The organism is Bacteroidales bacterium, assembly GCA_012519055.1.
Taxonomy (GTDB): domain Bacteria; phylum Bacteroidota; class Bacteroidia; order Bacteroidales; family Salinivirgaceae; genus JAAYQU01.
Genome location: JAAYQU010000001.1, coordinates 1 through 18,073 on the forward strand (window position 1 = coordinate 1; position 18,073 = coordinate 18,073).

General features: G+C 35.3%; 18 protein-coding genes and 1 other RNA gene. 7 read left to right on the plus strand and 12 right to left on the minus strand.

Translation table 11 applies throughout. The features are described from left to right. From GX311_00005 to GX311_00030, 6 genes are all read left to right on the plus strand, one after another. Nucleotides 1-877: coproporphyrinogen III oxidase family protein (locus GX311_00005; GenBank protein ID NLK14760.1), on the plus strand; the 877-nt coding region annotated here is incomplete at its 5' end. Between the two features lie 71 nt (nucleotides 878-948). Further along, complete coding sequence (locus GX311_00010) at nucleotides 949-1,368, plus strand: rhodanese-like domain-containing protein (protein NLK14761.1); 420 nt, start codon at nucleotides 949-951, stop codon at nucleotides 1,366-1,368. A gap of 149 nt (nucleotides 1,369-1,517) precedes the next feature. Beyond that, nucleotides 1,518-2,981: a T9SS type A sorting domain-containing protein gene (locus GX311_00015; protein ID NLK14762.1), complete on the plus strand. Its 1,464-nt coding sequence runs from the start codon at nucleotides 1,518-1,520 to the stop codon at nucleotides 2,979-2,981. A gap of 57 nt (nucleotides 2,982-3,038) precedes the next feature. Further along, the gene (locus GX311_00020; protein ID NLK14763.1) at nucleotides 3,039-3,713 is read left to right on the plus strand and encodes a hypothetical protein; all 675 of its coding nucleotides are present in this window, start codon (nucleotides 3,039-3,041) and stop codon (nucleotides 3,711-3,713) included. A gap of 19 nt (nucleotides 3,714-3,732) precedes the next feature. Beyond that, a complete protein-coding gene (locus tag GX311_00025; protein NLK14764.1) occupies nucleotides 3,733-4,500 on the plus strand; it encodes a hypothetical protein in 768 nt (255 codons plus the stop codon). A 38-nt stretch (nucleotides 4,501-4,538) separates the two neighbouring features. Then, nucleotides 4,539-6,803 carry a family 20 glycosylhydrolase gene (locus GX311_00030; GenBank protein ID NLK14765.1) on the plus strand — a complete coding sequence of 755 codons (2,265 nt, stop codon included), beginning with the start codon at nucleotides 4,539-4,541 and terminating at the stop codon, nucleotides 6,801-6,803. Nucleotides 6,804-6,910: 107 nt separating this feature from the next. On the opposite strand, the gene GX311_00035 is transcribed toward GX311_00030, so the two are convergent. From GX311_00035 to GX311_00080, 10 genes are all read right to left on the minus strand, one after another. Beyond that, a complete protein-coding gene (locus GX311_00035) occupies nucleotides 6,911-7,678 on the minus strand; it encodes a 5'-methylthioadenosine/adenosylhomocysteine nucleosidase (protein NLK14766.1) in 768 nt (255 codons plus the stop codon). 209 nt (nucleotides 7,679-7,887) lie between these two features. Further along, on the minus strand, nucleotides 7,888-8,538 hold the full coding sequence (locus tag GX311_00040; GenBank protein ID NLK14767.1) for a hypothetical protein: 651 nt from the start codon (nucleotides 8,536-8,538) through the stop codon (nucleotides 7,888-7,890). Between the two features lie 187 nt (nucleotides 8,539-8,725). Further along, nucleotides 8,726-9,502, minus strand: a complete 777-nt coding sequence (rsmA, locus tag GX311_00045; GenBank protein ID NLK14768.1) for a 16S rRNA (adenine(1518)-N(6)/adenine(1519)-N(6))-dimethyltransferase RsmA — start codon at nucleotides 9,500-9,502, stop codon at nucleotides 8,726-8,728. Nucleotides 9,503-9,558: 56 nt separating this feature from the next. Continuing rightward, nucleotides 9,559-11,706 (minus strand): S46 family peptidase, encoded by a 2,148-nt coding sequence (locus GX311_00050; protein NLK14769.1) that lies wholly within the window; start codon nucleotides 11,704-11,706, stop codon nucleotides 9,559-9,561. A gap of 34 nt (nucleotides 11,707-11,740) precedes the next feature. Then, nucleotides 11,741-12,346 carry a septum formation protein Maf gene (gene maf / locus GX311_00055; GenBank protein ID NLK14770.1) on the minus strand — a complete coding sequence of 202 codons (606 nt, stop codon included), beginning with the start codon at nucleotides 12,344-12,346 and terminating at the stop codon, nucleotides 11,741-11,743. A gap of 10 nt (nucleotides 12,347-12,356) precedes the next feature. Further along, nucleotides 12,357-13,310 (minus strand): UbiA family prenyltransferase, encoded by a 954-nt coding sequence (locus GX311_00060; protein ID NLK14771.1) that lies wholly within the window; start codon nucleotides 13,308-13,310, stop codon nucleotides 12,357-12,359. A gap of 54 nt (nucleotides 13,311-13,364) precedes the next feature. Continuing rightward, complete coding sequence (locus GX311_00065) at nucleotides 13,365-13,871, minus strand: HAD hydrolase family protein (GenBank protein ID NLK14772.1); 507 nt, start codon at nucleotides 13,869-13,871, stop codon at nucleotides 13,365-13,367. Nucleotides 13,872-13,907: 36 nt separating this feature from the next. Then, nucleotides 13,908-14,690 (minus strand): DUF2520 domain-containing protein, encoded by a 783-nt coding sequence (locus GX311_00070; protein NLK14773.1) that lies wholly within the window; start codon nucleotides 14,688-14,690, stop codon nucleotides 13,908-13,910. Then, nucleotides 14,677-15,363 carry a hypothetical protein gene (locus GX311_00075; protein ID NLK14774.1) on the minus strand — a complete coding sequence of 229 codons (687 nt, stop codon included), beginning with the start codon at nucleotides 15,361-15,363 and terminating at the stop codon, nucleotides 14,677-14,679. Before GX311_00075 ends, GX311_00070 begins: the two co-directional genes overlap by 14 nt. 11 nt (nucleotides 15,364-15,374) lie before the next feature. Continuing rightward, a complete protein-coding gene (locus GX311_00080; protein ID NLK14775.1) occupies nucleotides 15,375-16,025 on the minus strand; it encodes a ribulose-phosphate 3-epimerase in 651 nt (216 codons plus the stop codon). 162 nt (nucleotides 16,026-16,187) lie between these two features. On the opposite strand from GX311_00080, the gene GX311_00085 reads away from it, so the two are divergent. Further along, nucleotides 16,188-16,370 (plus strand): (2Fe-2S)-binding protein, encoded by a 183-nt coding sequence (locus GX311_00085; GenBank protein NLK14776.1) that lies wholly within the window; start codon nucleotides 16,188-16,190, stop codon nucleotides 16,368-16,370. A 118-nt stretch (nucleotides 16,371-16,488) separates the two neighbouring features. On the opposite strand, the gene GX311_00090 is transcribed toward GX311_00085, so the two are convergent. Then, nucleotides 16,489-17,352, minus strand: coding sequence for a sigma-70 family RNA polymerase sigma factor (locus GX311_00090; protein ID NLK14777.1), 864 nt, complete (start codon nucleotides 17,350-17,352; stop codon nucleotides 16,489-16,491). Nucleotides 17,353-17,625: 273 nt separating this feature from the next. Beyond that, nucleotides 17,626-18,017, minus strand: a transfer-messenger RNA (tmRNA) gene (gene ssrA / locus GX311_00095). Nucleotides 18,018-18,073: the final 56 nt, after the last annotated feature.

Sequence of the window (18,073 nt, forward strand, 5' to 3'; positions counted from 1 at the left end):
AAATGCAGAAATAACATTAGAAGCCAATCCCGATGATTTAAACACACGATATCTTAAAGAATTAGCGCGAACTTCTGTAAATAGATTAAGCATAGGTGTACAATCTCTTAATTCATACTATTTGAAGCTAATGCACAGAAGACACAACGAAGAGCAAGCCATTTCAAGTATTAACCATGCCAGAAGATTTGGGTTTGATAACATTAGCGTTGATATCATATATGGAATCCCCGGATTGACAATTAAGGAACTTAATTCTACTTTAGACAAGCTAAACAGGGCGAACATACAACACCTTTCTGCATACCACATTACATATGAAGAAAATACCGTATTCGATAATCTTAAAAACAAAGGTTTAATTATTCCAATATCCGATAACGAAAGTTATGAGCAATATATGGCAATAATTGAGTGGGCAAAGTCAAACGATTTTATTCATTATGAAATTTCAAACTTTGGCAAGAAAAGTTTTTTCTCTAAACACAACTCAAACTACTGGGATCAAGTGCCTTACTTAGGAGTTGGTGCCGCTGCCCACTCGTATAATGTTCACAGCCGCAGGTGGAATATTGATAATATACATGAATACGTGAGGTATGCCGAGAAAGGTGGACAGATATATAAAGAGGAGCAACTTTCAACAACTGACAGATATAATGAACTGTTATTAACATCATTACGTACAGCCCACGGAATAGACCTTGAAAAGGTAAAAAACGAATTTGGAGAAGATAAGGCTCAGCTTATTCTTTCATTTGCAGAACGTTATGAAAAATCGGGGTATATGGTTTTGGAAGAAAATTCGGCAATACTCACAGAAAGAGGTTTTTTTATTTCCGATAGAATTATTAGCGATATGTTTGTTGACAAATAAAGAATTGACTAAAACGTTATTCTAACAAAGTTCTAAAATTCAACTATTTCATAGAAATTAGCAAGCAGATTATGAAGCGTTATTTGTTAATTATTTTTACAACAGTTGCTCTTCTATTAGGATATACGAGTGATATATTTTCACAATCAAATCACACTGATTTACAGGATATTGACTTCTTTAATCTCTTGGTATCCACACCAAATTCAGTTATTTTGGATGTTCAGACTGCGAAAGAGTTTAAAAAATGTCATATCGCTAATGCTATTAGTGCCCCCCAAAAAAAAATATTGCTTAAAATTTGCGATACATTGAGCATAGAGAGTGATATTTTTATCTACTGTTTTCATGGGGAGAGAAGCCTGTTTTGTCAAACACTGCTCGATAGTTTGGGGTTTATAAATGTCCACAATCTCAAAAATGGCTTAGACCCTGCATTACAAAATCCAATCATGAACCAATACAAATCTTTAATCTATTTTAAGGAATAACCTCCTAAGTTCTCCAAACTATCTCAACAATTGAAATTACTCATATACAATAATATATAGGTTATATTTGTTTTATATTAGCGAATGTTTTATATTCGTTTGGTAAAACTGATAGCAAAAAGCAGATCTCACGATAAACGTAAAATGATATGAAACAAATACAAATTTCTCTGATTCTCGTACTTATTTCAACAATAAGTACATTTGGACAAAATTTTCAAACCATAAGTTCCGACCGGATAGCTTTTTTTGAGAATGAGTACAACAACGTCAAAGCTGTTCGGATTGACTCTGTAAAGTATCAAAACGATTCTCTGTTATACCCTTTTACTACCATACAACAATTGGATTATGATTGCTTCTCTCCACTTGAAGCTTCATGGATTGGGAAAAGCGTGATAATAAAAGATAATGGGCTAAATGGGTTCATTAATAAAATGGGAGATACTATATCTATAAAAACCGATGCTAATTTGGGAGATACATGGATTGCCTACGCACTACAAGATTCTCTTACAATCGAAGCATCTGTAGTAAGCTATGATACGTTGACATTCATAGGAATTACCGACTCCGTAAAAACAATTAATTTTCAGGTTTATGACAAAAATATGAACCTGTTGGATTGGGAACTAAACAATATGAACATACGGATAAGTAAGTATCACGGATTTGTTACAACATTTGATTTCTATCTGTTTCCAAATTTGCAATTTGATTATCCATACGAAACACTTGAAGAGTATAATTTAATTGGATTATCAAATCCCAAGGCTGGTATTAGTAACCTTACTTGGTTCGAAGTTAACGATTTTCAAGTAGGTGACGAATTGCATATTTTAGATGAATCGAGTTGTTGGAATTTCGATGGATACGGTTCAGCCACAACAAGTAAAGCAAATTATAAATACTTGGAACGCACAGATTATTCTGACTCAATTGTTTATCGATATTCACGAAAACAGAGTATTCATACGGTTTGGACCGATAGTTCTGATTTTAAATACTATAACGACACTTTAACAACGACAATAAAGCCCAATCCACTATTTGATAAACTTCCCGGAGAACCTATCATTTATGAAAACGAAACATATAATTATTATATGACAAACGGGTCTCACTTGTCTAAAACAGATGCAGGAGGAACTGAAAGATATTGGTTTGATGATAATTATTGTTGGAACGCGGCTCTTGTTGACGGATGCTTAAGAGATGACAAATATATTAAAGGACTTGATGGTCCGTATTATTCCTGCACACAATCGTTTTGTCTTGGTGGTGCAGAACGAAAATTAGCTTACTATAACAAAGGAGGGGTCACATGGGGCAATCCTCTTACAATAACAGGGATTTCAGATGCTTCAATATCAAGGGATATTACAATTTTCCCAAATCCAGCTAAAAATCAAATAACAGTCAATATTTCTGATGGCAATTATCAGGATTTGCAAATCTTTATTTATGATATTCAAGGGAAATTGCAGAAAATAGAGTGTTTAGAATCAAACAATTCAACTATTAATATTTCAAATTTAGATTTAGGGGTTTATATCTTAAAAATATCTGATAATGAAAGAGTTTTAAAAATAGATAGATTAATAGTTGAATAATATGGGGGCTTAACCAAATCCATTTAGCGACAATTCTGACAGCTAACTGCGTTGCCGATGAGAAAACTTGTTAAAATATTACCTATAGTTCTTTCCCTATTTACAACAAATTCATTCGGACAAACCGATAAGAATCTGATTTTCAATTTTCAAACAGATACATTAAAAGTTGAATCCAGTGATAAAGATGTCGCTGAACCAGAATTGTATTTCCCTATGGCAACACGGATTGACTCAAACAGGTGCATAGGACTAAGTTTATTCCGCAACAGGTGGTACTCAGAACACCTGCGAGCTATGAATGAACCAATATTGTATAATGGGGTGCAGCAAAAAAAGGTATTTCGTTTTACATGGCTAAGGACATTCCACAACCCAATCATCATCAGAATTGAGAATAAAAATGATTCTATCAGTTTATTTTATAAAATGACTAATGGAGATGGTGAATATGAACCAGGAAAAATAATAATTGACAAAAGAAAACAATTGACTATAAACGATTGGAACAAATTTATCCAGTTAGTAATCTTTTGCAATTTCTGGACAACAATGCCATGTGAAGAATTCTTAGTAGGATTAGATGGTTCTCGATGGATTTTAGAGGGAGCAACCGATAAATATTATCAGTTAATAGACGAATGGTCTCCAGATGAGGGGGCATACTATGATTGTTGCAATTTCCTTATTGAATTGACTGATTTAGAGTTTGAGGAGAACGAGAAATATTAATTAATTCGGCGCATAACTTATGAACAAAATACTTTTGTCAATACTTACAATCCTTCTGACTTTAACAGCCAAAAGCCAATCCATTGATTTGGAAACAGAAAGATTTAATGGTGTTAAAAGACTTGAAGTGAGGTCATTTAATGGTTGTGTTAAAAAGGGGTACCGCGCAGTATATATATTTAACAACAAAGGAGAAGCGATTGAATCATCAAATTTTTTCAGAAGAAAACTTTTATCAAAATATGAATACAAGTATAATGAAAAAGGTTTGCTAATCGAGAAAACTCAAGTATTCGATATAAATAATAGAAACAAAAATATAACAACTAAATTTATTTATGAATTTGATGAACAAGAAAGAATGATTTCTAAATCAAAGTATTTTGGACCATGGGTATCAGTGGAAAACTTTCAAACCTTTAATAACAAAGGGCTTCCAACCACAATTATTAGGACATTTAATAATGATACTACAACAATTCTAAAAGAGTATGATACATTTGGGAATGAATGCAAAATTCAAAAAGTTGAAAATGATTCTATAATAACTCTCGAAGAAAAAAGATATAATGCTAATGGGGATATATCTTACAGTATTATTCCAGACTTAGTTGGGAAAGATGAGGCAGGACTTGCCATATTTATCGGTGGAAACAGGTTTTCAGCAATAGAAGAGTACGAATATGTTTACGACAGCATGAATCTTTGGACTGAAAAATATGTTCTATTTGATAACCAAAAATTATTAATTGAAAAAAGAAAATACATATTATTCCCTAATCGCTAACATAATAGGGTAGAATACATTTACTACATAATCACAACATGAAAACAGTTCACTACTATTTCATACTGATTGCTCTTATAATCATATCTTCTTGTCAAGGCAATAAGCTAAAAGATAATGCAAACTCAACAGATACTGTTCAGTTAATTCCATTACCCAATAAAATTAAAGTTGGTCAAGATTCGCTCAATATAACATCTGGTTTGAAACTCAATTTTGCGGAACTTAATCCTGAAATAGAAAACAATCTGACAACTTACTTGAAATCCACTACGCTGAACATTTCAGAATCGGGAATAGACGTTAGGTTTTTATTAAACAATTCGCAAAACTCAACTACGCCGGACGAATCTTACAAATTGATTGTCAATAAAAAAGGAATTGAAATAAGTGCGGAAACTGAAGTAGGACTATTCTATGCCATTCAAACACTTATCCAACTAACCGAGCAAAATCCTGACAGATTGCCATTTATCGAGATAGAAGACAGCCCACGTTTTGCATATCGAGGTGCGCATATAGATGTTTCGCGACATTTCTTCTCACTCGATTTTCTAAAAAAGCAAATCGATATGATGGCACATTACAAGCTCAACTATTTTCATTGGCACCTAACTGACGGACCGGGTTGGCGAATAGAAATAAAACAGTATCCCGAATTGACAAATATCGCTGCATGGCGCACACATTCGCTTTGGAAAGAGTGGTGGGCTTCTGAAAGGAAATATGCAAATGAAAGTGCCCCAAATGCTTATGGTGGCTATTACACGCAAGAAGAGGCAAGAGAGCTGGTCGAATACGCCTCAAAAAGACATATCACAATTATACCCGAAATAGAGATGCCGGGACATTCGGAGGAGGTTCTTGCGGTATATCCACATCTATCATGCACAGAAAAACCATATACAAGCAGTGAGTATTGTATTGGCAATGAGGAGACTTTTGTTTTCTTAGAAAATGTTTTAAGTGAGATTATAGACGTTTTCCCGTCCGCTCATATTCATATTGGCGGAGATGAAGCAAGTAAAGAGCATTGGAAAAAGTGTCGCAAATGTCAGGAACGCATTAAGAATGAGGGTTTAAAAGATGAAGCCGAACTGCAAAGCTATCTAATCAGACGAATAGAAAAATATCTGCACTCTAAAGGTAGAAAGCTTATTGGTTGGGATGAAATCTTAGAGGGCGGATTAGAAAAAAGTGCGATAGTGATGAATTGGCGCAGTGAAAATATTGGAATTGAGGCTGCACAAGCAGGACACAAAGTTATTTTGACACCAGGTAAATATACCTATTTCAATGGCTATCAAGCCTCGCCCGATAAAGAGCCTGAAGCTATGGGTAGTTTCTTGCCATTGGAAAATGTTTACGCCTACAACCCTGTACTCGACAGCCTTTCAGCCGAATATATAGGTAATATATGGGGCGTTCAGTCGTGTCTGTGGGCAGAATATATTCCTACCGAAGATCTTGCGGAATATATGCTCTATCCACGCTTGTTGGCACTTGCCGAAGTAGCTTGGACAAACCCGCAAAACAAATCTTGGGAGTCGTTCAAACGGCGTGTTAATCTATCTATCCCGATATTGCAACAGAAAGGTTATAACACTTTTACCTTGAGCAAAGAGCCTAACGTTTTTATGGAAAACGATTCTGTCAATAAAGCGATATCCGTTACTTTAACATCTGAGATATATCCTGTAGAAATACGCTACACAACTGATGGTTCGGCTGTTACAAGCAAATCGTTGTTGTATGAAAATCCGATTTTGGTAAGAGATTCGACAAAACTAAAAACTCAACTCTTTAGAAACGGAAAACCTTTGGGCGAGGTTTTAGAGAAACGGGTTGATTATCACAAAGCTATCGGGAAACGGATTGAATATCTCAACCCATACAATAGGTACTACCCTGCAAGTGGAGAAAAGAGTTTGATTGATGGACTTTTCGGCGGAATCTCGTATGGTGATGGCTTTTGGCAAGGCTTTATAAAAACAGGTTTCGATGTGATTATCGATTTAGGTGAAACGGATTTGCTTCGTCATACACGTATCAATTTTTTACAAAATGGAAGTGTTGAAATTTGGCTACCAAAAGATATTACTATTTCACTCTCTAATGAAAGAGACGGAGATTTTGAAACAGTTGCCACATTCAGTAACAGCGTGATAGACAATAGACCTGGCACATTCGTCAAATCGTTTGAATGGAACGGCTCTCAACAGGCACGGTTCGTCCGTATTACTGCAACCATAAATCCCTTAGTTCGTGGATGGATTTTTGCTGATGAGATTGTTGTGTGGTAATGCTCGTATTCGTTTAATAAATATTTATTCACTTTTTATTCACTTGGTTCCCACCACTTTCAAATAACAAGCTAAATCAATAAATTCATCAACGACAACTGTTCTGGTCATTTGAATTGTTGATAAAACATCTTGATTATTTCAAGTGAATATTTACTGGAAACATTTTTAATGAAAGAAGTGAAATCTAATTCAGCTTTTTCGTCCGCAGTATCAGAAATTGCTCTTATTATCGTGAAAGGAATTTCATATTCATAACAAACTTGGGCTACTGCTGCCCCTTCCATTTCCACACACAAAACTGAAGGCAAAACATTTAGGAGAGCATGTTTGTCATTGCTATTTGAAAAAAATTTGTCTCCGCTTGCTATATCCCCAATAAATAGTTTAGGCTCCCGAATTCCAAAGTGGTTTAACTCTTCTCTGCTAATTACTTTTTCTAAATGTTTTTTATCAAAAAGTTCATTAATTATTTTTTCAGCAATACTTAAATTTTCTTTACGACACTCAAAGAAGGAAACACCAAGCAATGGAATTTCAAATTGTTCTATTAATGGTCTGCCATCCATATCGTGCTGAAACAACTTCTTACCAATCACAATATCTCCAATGCGCAATTCTGAATTAATTGCTCCGGCAACTCCAGTAAAAATAAGTTCCGTAATTTCGAACTTTAGTATGAGAGTTGTCACGGTAGTTGCAGCAGCAACCTTTCCCCAGCGTGAAAATACAACTATAGTTTTGATATTGTTCAATAATCCAACATAGTATTTTCTGCCACCAAGTTCTACTTCTTGCTTTTCTGATAGCAATTCCGTGATACTATTGATTTCCTCGGGCATTGCTCCCATAATTCCAATTGTTTTCTTACTCATTTTTTTAGCAGTCTATTTGATTTGATGCGTATTAGTTTGAAGTTAGCACTGTCATATAAGGTTTGCCGATTGCGTACAAGTATATGCAAATGTGGGCGATTGCGGACTGCGTTCTTGTCCACCGTTGTTGAAGTTGAAGCGGGAGAAAATGCCCAAAAAACCACAGAAACCCTTATTTGCTATACCGTGTGTTAGCGTGCGTAATTCATTTATAATCTATATTTTAAATTCATTATTAACATTGGGAACCATTTACTTTTTATGTCTTTAAATCCCATGCCTGGAATAAAATTACCATAACTATACAAATCTAAATACTTATCAGTCGGGAATGAAAGTTGAAAGTCAATATTTGTTTTTAATCGACTCGTTATCTTAAATTCGTATCCAAGTGACGAACTAAATCCAAATAAATAAACTGTATGTTCGATCTCGTCCGCATAGGAATATGGTCTTGGATCAATCGGTGATAAATAAAATCCTTTCTCATGGACAATTGAATTTGTCATAAATAATCCAAAATGAAAGAAATTTTGTTTTTCAAAGTCCTTTCTGAAATTTAAATATCCTCCAAGTTTTAAATATCCACCTGACTGTTTGTCAATCTCATACCCATCATACAGTTTAATGTGTGGTGTTAAAAACATTCCAATCAAGTCGTAGTTTTCATTATATCCAAATGCGTATCCAATATCCACAATCGGAGTCAATAATGGTTTATAATCAATCGAATAATTTAAGTTAATCGTTGAAGTTGGTAATTGTAAAATATTCAATCCTATAAATTGGTTTTTATCAATTTGTCCATATAATTTTAGTCCAATTAAGATTATCAATATTGTTAAAATCCTTTTTGTCATGTTTCAGGGTTTTTATTTTATGCACGCTAACGTATAATTTACTAAACAAAGTTAAACATTCGTATATTGTTTTTTATTTCATTAATACAATCGGTCAAATGTAATAAATAATACCTATTGGACAGCTAATATAGTCAAATCTGCGCTTTCGCTATTTTGGGCTATGTGTCTATTAAATCAATATTTATCACTTAACCCAGCTCTGTACCTCTCTCAAATAACAAGCTAAATCAATAAATTCATCAACCGATAGCTGTTCGGGTCTTTTGTCAAACACAGTGTCAGTTAGTGACTGTTTTTCAAATAGTTGGCTAAGGCTGTTGCGTAGTGTTTTTCGCCTTTGGTTAAATGCTGTTTTAATAACGGATAGTAAAAACTTTGGGTCAACTCCTTTTAGATCTCTGACGTTTCGCTCTAAAAGAATAACTCCCGATTTAACTTTGGGAGGCGGAATAAAAACATGCTCAGGTACTGTAAAACAGTACTTTACTGTGTAAAACATTTGTGTCCATACGCTCAATATCCCGTACTGCTTGGAGTTGTGGTTTGTTGCTACTCTTTCGGCAACCTCTTTTTGAAACATTCCTACAACCACAGGTATTTGCTGGTAATGCTCAATTATTTTAAAAAGTATAGGCGATGAAATATTATACGGGAAATTACCGATAACCATAAACTCGTCATCAAAAAGCTCATTGAGAGGAAGTTTTAAAAAGTCCCCAAAATGAATTCTATCCTTTAGTTCAGGTATATCACTCTCCAAAACTTCAACACTTTCGCTGTCTAATTCAACTACATGTAGTTTTTCTTTATGTAAATCAATTAAGAACTTAGTTAAAACACCTGTACCTGGTCCTATTTCTAAAACAGGCATGCTGTTTTGAGGAAGTAGTTCTGCTATCTTTCTCGCTATATTTTTGTCTGCAAGAAAATGCTGTCCCAGATGTTTTTTTGCTCTTATCATTCTAGGAAGTTAAAATATAGAGTTGTGCTTAAGCAACACAACTCTACATAAAAAATTTATTTATTGATTACAAGTTCTTCGAGAATATTTTGCGCCTCACCATATCTCTCGATAATAAAGAGCGCAAAGCGAATATCTATGCTAATATTTCTGCAAATCTCAGGGTTATAATACATATCGCTCATTACACCTTCCCAGGCTCTATCGAAATTAATTCCTACCAATCTTCCATAGGCATCGACAACGGGGCTTCCACTGTTGCCGCCTGTGGTGTGGTTGGTAGCTGCAAAACAGACTGATACTTTGCCATCTTCGCCAGTATAGGTTCCAAAATCGTTTGATTTATACAAATCCTTTAGTTTATCGGGTACAACATAATCGTACACTCCAAGATTACCTTTTTCGATTACTCCGTCTAACGTTGTATGCCATTCGTAATAAACTGCATCAACAGGTTTAAATCCCATTGTCTTACCATAAGCTATTCTGAATGAGCTGTTTGCGTCCGGATAAAATTGCCTGTCTGTTTGCATTTTTCTTAAACCTTCGACATATCTTTTTTCCAAATCAGGTAACTCTCTCTCTAATTGTCTAAGCTGAGGACCAATAAGCGCTGAATATGTATCTTGCAGAGCTGTAAACAGTTGATAAAACGGGTCGTTTGAAGCTACTTTGCTTTTGCTTGGTTTGTAGTTGTTAATCAACTCGATAAGTTTAGTGCTATCTGCAAAAATAGATTTTGTGTAAAACCATTGGGCAATTTTATCAAAATCGCCTTTGTGCTTTTTCTTTATGCTTTTAAAATAGTCGGGTTGATACTCAAGAGGAACATTTGAATCAAATTTGTCCAAAATCCTCGCGCAAATTTCCTGGTCGATTGGCTGATGGTAGTCTTTATAAAATCCACGTGTTATACTTATAAGCTTCTCTTTATCAATCGAATCGGAATTTGAGCCTAAACTTCTAAGTCGATATGCAAATGTTAGAAGCTCTATTTGAAATGGTCCCTCGTTGTAGTAAACTCTTAATGGAGCTATTTTATAAAGTTCTGAATATATAAAGTCGAACCTCTCTAATATGTTTTGATATTCAGAATTAGACTTAGCAAAGTTAGAAAATTGATTTTCAAGCTTTTTTTTCTGTCCAACAACATCAAATCTATCGAGACCCTGAATCTCTCCAATCCATTTTTTCCATCCATTAGCAACACCTGCAAGCTTGCTGCTGTATTTTATTCCAACTTCTCTATCCTTTGCCATAAATTGTTTCATAATTGATATCCTAACATCTCGCAACTCAATCCTAATCGGGTTTTCGTAATCCTTAAACAGAGTAATAGCCTGTGATGGCAGATATTGCTGTGTTGTACCGGGATATCCCATTACGAAAGTAAAATCATTTTCTGACAGTCCTTTGCCATTGATTTCAAAATATTTATCGGGCACATAGGGCTTATTATCAGGCGAATATGGGGCAGGTTTATTGTCTACTCCTGCATAAATTCTAAATAGCGCAAAATCACCAGTATGGCGGGGCCAAACCCAATTGTCGGTATCTCCGCCAAAATTTCCAATTGCCGATGGTGGTGCTCCAACTAAACGTACATCATTAAATATTTCGTAAACCGATAGGTAATACTCATTACCGTTGTAATAGGAATAAACTTTTGCGTGATAATGATTTCCTTCAACAGCCTCTTTTTCAATGACTTTTATATTCTCTTTTACTATAGAGTCTCTTTCTGTTACGCTCATTTTGTCATCAACACCTTTAAAAACAGATTGTGTTACATCTTCCATTTTTCGTAATATACTGACTGTCAACCCCGTATTGGTTAGTTCTTCCGTCATGGAGTATGCCCAAAAACCATCTTTTAGATAGTCGTTTTGCAGTGTGCTATGTTTTTGGATAAAACTGTATCCGCAATGGTGGTTCGTTATGAACAAACCTTGATTGGATATTATTCCCCCTGTACAAAAGTGCCTAAAGGGTCTCCCCTCCGTCCCTAACCCAACTACGGCTTCACTTAATCCATGTTTTTCTAAGGAATAAATATCATCTGCCTCCAAAGTCAAACCCTTCTCTTTCATTTGGTTAATTATACCGTCCTTTAATTTAAACGGCAACCACATTCCTTCATCTGCTCTAACCTGAATAGCGGTTAGTAAAAAAACTAAGGATAGATAAAATACTGATTCTCTCATGATTATATGTTTTTGTTTAATATTTTAGTTTTGTTTATAAAAATTCTGCCAACTCCTTATAAATCTTTTGGGTAGGCAATCCCATAACATTAAAATATGAACCTTCGATCTTCAAAATTCCCACCATTCCAACCCACTCCTGTATGCCGTAAGCACCTGCTTTATCGTAAGGTTTATATTTGTCAACATAATAGTTAATATCACTATCTGTCAATTTATCGAACCATACGGTTGTAATATCGTGAAACAGTTTATATTTATCATATCCTAAAATACAGACCCCGCTAACAACCTCGTGCTTGCTATCTGATAGAGTCTTTAGAAACATCACCGCCTCGTCTCTATTTTTGGGTTTGCCTATTATTTTGTTATTGTGTACAACAATTGTATCACAGGTAATTACAAGTTGATTTTTACTTATTTTATCTTTTATTGTGCTTGCTTTTTTATGTGCGATATATTCGGCTGTCTCAATATAGTTCAGGTTATTTGGTGCCGACTCATCAATATCAAGCGTATCAACAATTGTAAAGCTAAATCCTAAATCGCTTAGTAACTGTTGGCGACGTTTTGATTGCGAAGCAAGAACTATTTGATACTTTTTTTCTATTTTTTCGATAAGTCCGGTATGTTTGACCATAATAGTATTTTTATTGCAATAAGCCAAACATAAAGGGGAACAGTATCCCGGTTAGCATTACAAATTTAATTATTTTCCCTGACAAGGAGTATTGTTTAGCCTCTCGTGCTTTGTGGGTTCTGTAAATAACAAAAAACAAAGGTATAATGATAAATAGTGTCAAATATATTGCATAGACTATAAAATAAGGATCTTTAGACAAGTACAACACACATAAGACACTAACTAACAATATTATAACAAGGGTCACTATCTGAACTATCCATTTAGCTTTGTTTGGACCAAGCACTATAGGAAGAGAACGCCGCAAATATCGGGCATCACCTTTAATATCTTCGAAATCCTTGGTTACTTCACGAATAAAATTGGTTAGAAATGCAAATACAGAAAAAACCAAAACAGTGTAAAATGCAAATTTCATCGTATTTAGAGTTCCAATATCATCGGGGAAATTACCGTTAAGTTTTAGATACCAAGCAAATTCGTACAACGCAACCTGAAACGGAACTAAAAATGCCATTGACGAAACTGCGATATTGCCAAGTAATCCCGATTTTTTCAACGAGAGACTGTAAAACCAAAATATAGCTGTTACAGCAAAATAGACAACTGCAACCCACCATATCCCTACTCTGTACGCAAGGAATAAGCCAATTAACAGTCCAACAATATTTAGGACACTATGCGAAAGTATTGCAAACCGCCTGCTTACCCCCTTGCCTACCACAACTCTTGAGGGGCGGTTAATTGCATCTATTTTTTGATCAAAATAGTCATTTATTGCGTATCCAGCTGCACCAATGGCAAGCGTTGCCAATATCATTAAACAAAAATCGCAAATAGGCATTTGAACAGATAATCCGACTTTTGAAAATAGCGGCATAATAATTCCATATCGCATGGAAATTATCGTAAGGGCTATTATTAGCAGGTTTACCGCTCTAAAAAGTCGAACATACTTCATGACCTATGAGTTAAAAGTTTATAAAGCTTCTTTCTCCTTGTACCTTGCACCTTGTTACTTAATAGGCCACTTTCCTTGAGCTCTAAGTGTTTGCTCAATTACATCACGCACACATCCACGACCTCCTGCAAATGCTGAAACGTAGTGCGAGAGATTTTTTATCTCAGAGTCAGCATCTGCCGGACAAGTTCTTATCCCTGCAAGTTGGATAACTGAATAGTCGGGCATATCATCTCCCATAAACAGTACTGTATCGGGATTCAAATTGTGTTTTGATGTAAAATCAATAAACTCCTTACATTTATCGCCCGCTCCCATGTAAATATCTTTCACTCCAAGTCGCTCCATGCGAACTTTCACAGATTTTTCATCGGCTCCGGTAATAATTGCAATGGGATATCCTAATTTGCAGGCTAACTGAACTGCATATCCATCACGGATATTCATGGTGCGAAGTTGTTCGCCACCTGGCATAAGCAACAGACTTCCATCGGTAAAGACACCGTCAACGTCAAATGCAAATGCCTTAATAAAGCTTAGTCGTTCTTTAAAGTTTAGCATAATAATGGGCTTTTTGCAAATATAAGTATTTGTTAATTATTTTTTACCGTATTTATCTCTTATTATTTCTGTCAATATTTCGTATATATGTTTTTCACTATCAGCCAGTAGCGATAAATGTTTGTTTATTGTATTCAAATCGTTTCTGACTGCCGGTCCTGTTTGTGATAAGGAGGGGCTTGTGTGCAGAGCTTTTTCGGTTGTCTCTTTAATCAAACTGTGTAGCAATGAAAAATCGAGATTACTGTCTCTCAATATATTCTCTGATATTGAGTACATAAAGTTGGTAAAATTACAAGCAAATACAGCAGCCAAATGAATCATAAGTCTTTGGCTACTACTAATTTCTACGACATTATCACTTAAAGTATTTGCCAATTCTGTTAATACACTCTTAGTGAATGAATTGTTTGATTCAATACAAACAGTGATATCTTTAAAACTAACTTGTTTTAGTTTATGCAGGGTTTGCAAAGGATATAGAACTCCGTAATTGATACTGCTACATTTAAGTTCTGACATATCGATACTTCCTGCAGTATGCAACATTACAGAACCTTCGGGCAATGCGATTTTTTGCGCTGTTTCAGCAACTAAACGGTCAGGAACTGATAAGACACAGACACATGGATCGGTTATCTTAGCTCCATAACTAATTGCTGCTAACCCTTGTTCGGATATATACTCTTCAGCTTCTCTCCCTCCGCGAGTTATAACTCCGATTATTCTAATATTATTCAATTTTAACGAGTGCACTAATGAACGAGCAACTCCACCTGTGCCAACAACAATTACAGGTAAGGAACTACATTGTTTCATAAATTACAGATATTATACCACTTTTAGATTTTTTAATACCCGATGAATCGGTTCCACCATATACTTTAAGTTCGCCTTTACTCCTTACTTTGCCAGTTATTTTTGTTGTTTTGTTGAATGCTGCAAACCCCCATGTATTTATGTTTACCAAAGCATTTTCAATATTTGCATCGTTAGCGCGGAGATTCCCTTTTAGTGAAGATTTTACATCAAGAGAGTTTATATTTCCTGTTAAATATCCAAAACCGTCTGTTCTCACTTTCATTGCCACAAAATTTGTCTTCAAGTTTGCTCGGAGTTCTCCGCCCGTTACTATTTTTACTTCGACTGTGTCTGAGGGCATTTCATCTTCTATTATCAAATTTGCAGAGTGTTTTACTGTAATCTCTTTAAGTGGTTTTCCGTGAATTTCAACAGTTGCTTTATGCTCTTTCTTGGCTCCCAACTTTTTGTGTTTTACTATTATCGTGTTGTTTTTTAGTTTATAACGAACTAAATCCGCATTTTCTTTGATATCTACCTTATTCTCTCCATCCGGAGCAATATGGTAGCTTACCGATAAATTACCTTTAACTTTAATATTTACATAAGGCTCAACAGATTGAGTATAACTGTAATTAAACAGAGAAAAAAGCAAAATAAAAGCTGTAATTAAAGATATTTTTCCGTGCATTTTAAGTGAATTTAAGCGTTTTTTAATGATATAATTGCCTCCTCGGGATTAGGAGATTTAAAAACATAACTTCCTGCTACTAAAACATTTGCACCGCATTGTACTAATTTAGCAGCGTTAGTATTATCAACACCACCATCTACCTGTATCTTAACATTCAATGATCTTCTCTTTATCTCACTGCTAAGCTTTTTGATTTTATCGTAGCTGCGTTCAATAAATTTTTGTCCTCCAAAACCGGGATTAACCGACATAATCAAAACCATATCAAGGTCCTCCAAAACATCAAACAGCAATTCAACCGATGTGTGTGGATTTATTGCCACGGCAGCCATTGCTCCCGTATCTTTAATTTGCCGAACTGTTCTGTGCAAATGTATAGCCCCCTCGAGATGAACGGTCAGAATATCTGCACCTGCATCACGAAACGCAGTTATATATCGTTCGGGCTTATCTATCATCAAATGGACATCTAGAGGTTTTGATGTTGTGGTTTTAATTTGACTTATTACAGGCATTCCGAAAGTGATATTGGGAACAAAAATTCCGTCCATAATATCTAAGTGTAGCCAGTCGGCTTGGCTTCTGTTTAACATTTCAATGTCAGCCTTTAGATTTAAAAAGTTGGCTGATAAGAGCGATGGAGAAACAAGTATTGACATAAGGTTTTTTTTCAAAAGTACGAAAAATCGGGGCAATAAAGGCAAATTCTCAATAATTATTTCTTTTTTCAGAATGGTATAAATATTCTGAACTTTTATTGTTTATAAGTGTTGTATATGCTAATGTTATATGTTTACTCAACAAATAATAAATATACGATTATGGAAAAAGATGTAACAATATGCTATTGCAACAATGTTAACAAAAGTGAAATTGTTAAAGCTATTAAGGAAAAAGGGTTAAAAACCGTTGACGAAGTTGGCGAAGAAACAATGGCAGGAACCGGCTGTGGACAGTGCCAAGATGATATTCAAGAAATCCTTGACGAAATAAACGGCAAATAACCACTGAAGCTAACAGATTGTCACAAAACACTATGGAGAGAGTGATGCAGTTAACGTACCTATATCACTTTTTACTTGCTTTCTATTGACAAATTGTGGCTTAAAATTTTCAAAAGTTTTATTGCCCAAGATAAGTTTTCAAATTTTGGCAACGAGTTGTGTGCTTTAAACGTTTAATAGATTTTTCTTTAATTTGCCGCACACGTTCGCGGGTAAGTCCAAATTTATCTCCAATTTCTTCAAGAGTAATAGCTTGAGTATTAATCCCATAGTAGTGTCTAATGATGTCTGCTTCCCTTGTGGACAATGTTGAAAGCACTCGCTCTATCTCTTTGATCAACGAATCATTTAATAAATTTCTATCTGGTCCGTTGTTATCTGTAGATTCTAGAATGTCGGACATTGACAAGTCTTCATCTTCATTTAATGGTGCATCAATTGAGACATGTTTCCCTATGGTTTCCAAAGAACGCTTGACTTCACTTGGCGAGAGATCAAGAGCATTAGCTATTTCTTCGGCTGTTGGCTCACGTTCAAATTCTTGTTCTAAACTCGCAAACGTTTTTAAAATTCTATTTGCAGAGCCTATTTTATTTAACGGCAGCCTTACTATCCTTGCCTGCTCTGCTAATGCTTGCAAAATTGATTGACGAATCCACCAAACTGCATAAGAGATAAATTTAAAACCTCTGGTTTCATCAAATCGTTGAGCGGCTTTAATTAAACCTAAATTTCCTTCATTTATTAAATCGGGCAAGCTTAGTCCCTGGTTTTGATATTGCTTTGCAACAGATACAACAAACCTGAGATTGGATTTTACAAGTTGATCGAATGCAGCTTGATCGCCATTTTTTATCCTGCGTGCAAGCTCTATCTCCTCTTCAACCGTTAGCAACTCTACTTGTCCTATTTCGCGCAAATAGCGATCTAATGAGACGGTATCGCGGTTTGTAACTTGCTTTGATATTGTAAGTTTTCTCATTTATGTGCAATTTGTGGTTTGGTTTTAAAAACATCTCAAATATAGTATATATTTTAACATATATGTTCTGAACCAAATTTAGTGAGCGCAATTTTTGTGGGAGTGCTATTTAATTATGGTTTAATTGTACTTCTAAAACAGTATACCTATTAATTAAAACACTTTTATTGTTAAAGTTGTTCACAGATTTTTAAAATATCTTCAGTTTTTCTTTCTGCGTTTGAAAAAGAGATGATAGGGGTTGTTTAAACACTTATCCAACTGCAGTTAAATTAGTGGAGCCGGCGGGAGTCGAACCCGCGTCCAGACAAGCGGCCAGATTGCTTTCTACATGCTTAGCCATTCGTTGATTGTAGGGCAGCTACCGGAGAGTGGCATCCAATATCAGCCTTAGCTCCTAAATTTTCGCATAACATTCGGAGCAAACGCTATACTATCCTCAACTTCCTGCACCCCATGCTCGGACGGCAAGAGGAAAAACCTCCGTGAGATGTCTCGTCGCAGCTCCTTGAGCCAGCGATTAAGCTAATCGACTAAATCGTATTAGGCAGCGAGAGCAAAATTATTTTCGCCATTTAATTGTTGTTGACCCTTTTTTGCAGGAGTAGTCAATCCCCGCATGCTTACAACCCCACACATCATGCTGTCAAAACCAAGTCGGCCCCATAATTTTATGGTGGAGCTTTAAAACAAATAGCTTGCAAAGTTAAGCCTTTTTATC

Coding starts and splice junctions, on each gene's coding strand:
- GX311_00085 (NLK14776.1), top strand. CDS start 16,188: ATGGAAAAAGATGTAACAATATGCTATTGCAACAATGTTAACAAAAGT.
- GX311_00075 (NLK14774.1), bottom strand. CDS start 15,363: ATGCACGGAAAAATATCTTTAATTACAGCTTTTATTTTGCTTTTTTCT.
- GX311_00060 (NLK14771.1), bottom strand. CDS start 13,310: ATGAAGTATGTTCGACTTTTTAGAGCGGTAAACCTGCTAATAATAGCC.
- GX311_00015 (NLK14762.1), top strand. CDS start 1,518: ATGAAACAAATACAAATTTCTCTGATTCTCGTACTTATTTCAACAATA.
- GX311_00025 (NLK14764.1), top strand. CDS start 3,733: ATGAACAAAATACTTTTGTCAATACTTACAATCCTTCTGACTTTAACA.
- GX311_00010 (NLK14761.1), top strand. CDS start 949: ATGAAGCGTTATTTGTTAATTATTTTTACAACAGTTGCTCTTCTATTA.
- GX311_00050 (NLK14769.1), bottom strand. CDS start 11,706: ATGAGAGAATCAGTATTTTATCTATCCTTAGTTTTTTTACTAACCGCT.
- GX311_00040 (NLK14767.1), bottom strand. CDS start 8,538: ATGACAAAAAGGATTTTAACAATATTGATAATCTTAATTGGACTAAAA.
- GX311_00080 (NLK14775.1), bottom strand. CDS start 16,025: ATGTCAATACTTGTTTCTCCATCGCTCTTATCAGCCAACTTTTTAAAT.
- maf (NLK14770.1), bottom strand. CDS start 12,346: ATGGTCAAACATACCGGACTTATCGAAAAAATAGAAAAAAAGTATCAA.
- GX311_00035 (NLK14766.1), bottom strand. CDS start 7,678: ATGAGTAAGAAAACAATTGGAATTATGGGAGCAATGCCCGAGGAAATC.
- GX311_00065 (NLK14772.1), bottom strand. CDS start 13,871: ATGCTAAACTTTAAAGAACGACTAAGCTTTATTAAGGCATTTGCATTT.
- rsmA (NLK14768.1), bottom strand. CDS start 9,502: ATGATAAGAGCAAAAAAACATCTGGGACAGCATTTTCTTGCAGACAAA.
- GX311_00090 (NLK14777.1), bottom strand. CDS start 17,352: ATGAGAAAACTTACAATATCAAAGCAAGTTACAAACCGCGATACCGTC.
- GX311_00020 (NLK14763.1), top strand. CDS start 3,039: ATGAGAAAACTTGTTAAAATATTACCTATAGTTCTTTCCCTATTTACA.
- GX311_00030 (NLK14765.1), top strand. CDS start 4,539: ATGAAAACAGTTCACTACTATTTCATACTGATTGCTCTTATAATCATA.
- GX311_00070 (NLK14773.1), bottom strand. CDS start 14,690: ATGAAACAATGTAGTTCCTTACCTGTAATTGTTGTTGGCACAGGTGGA.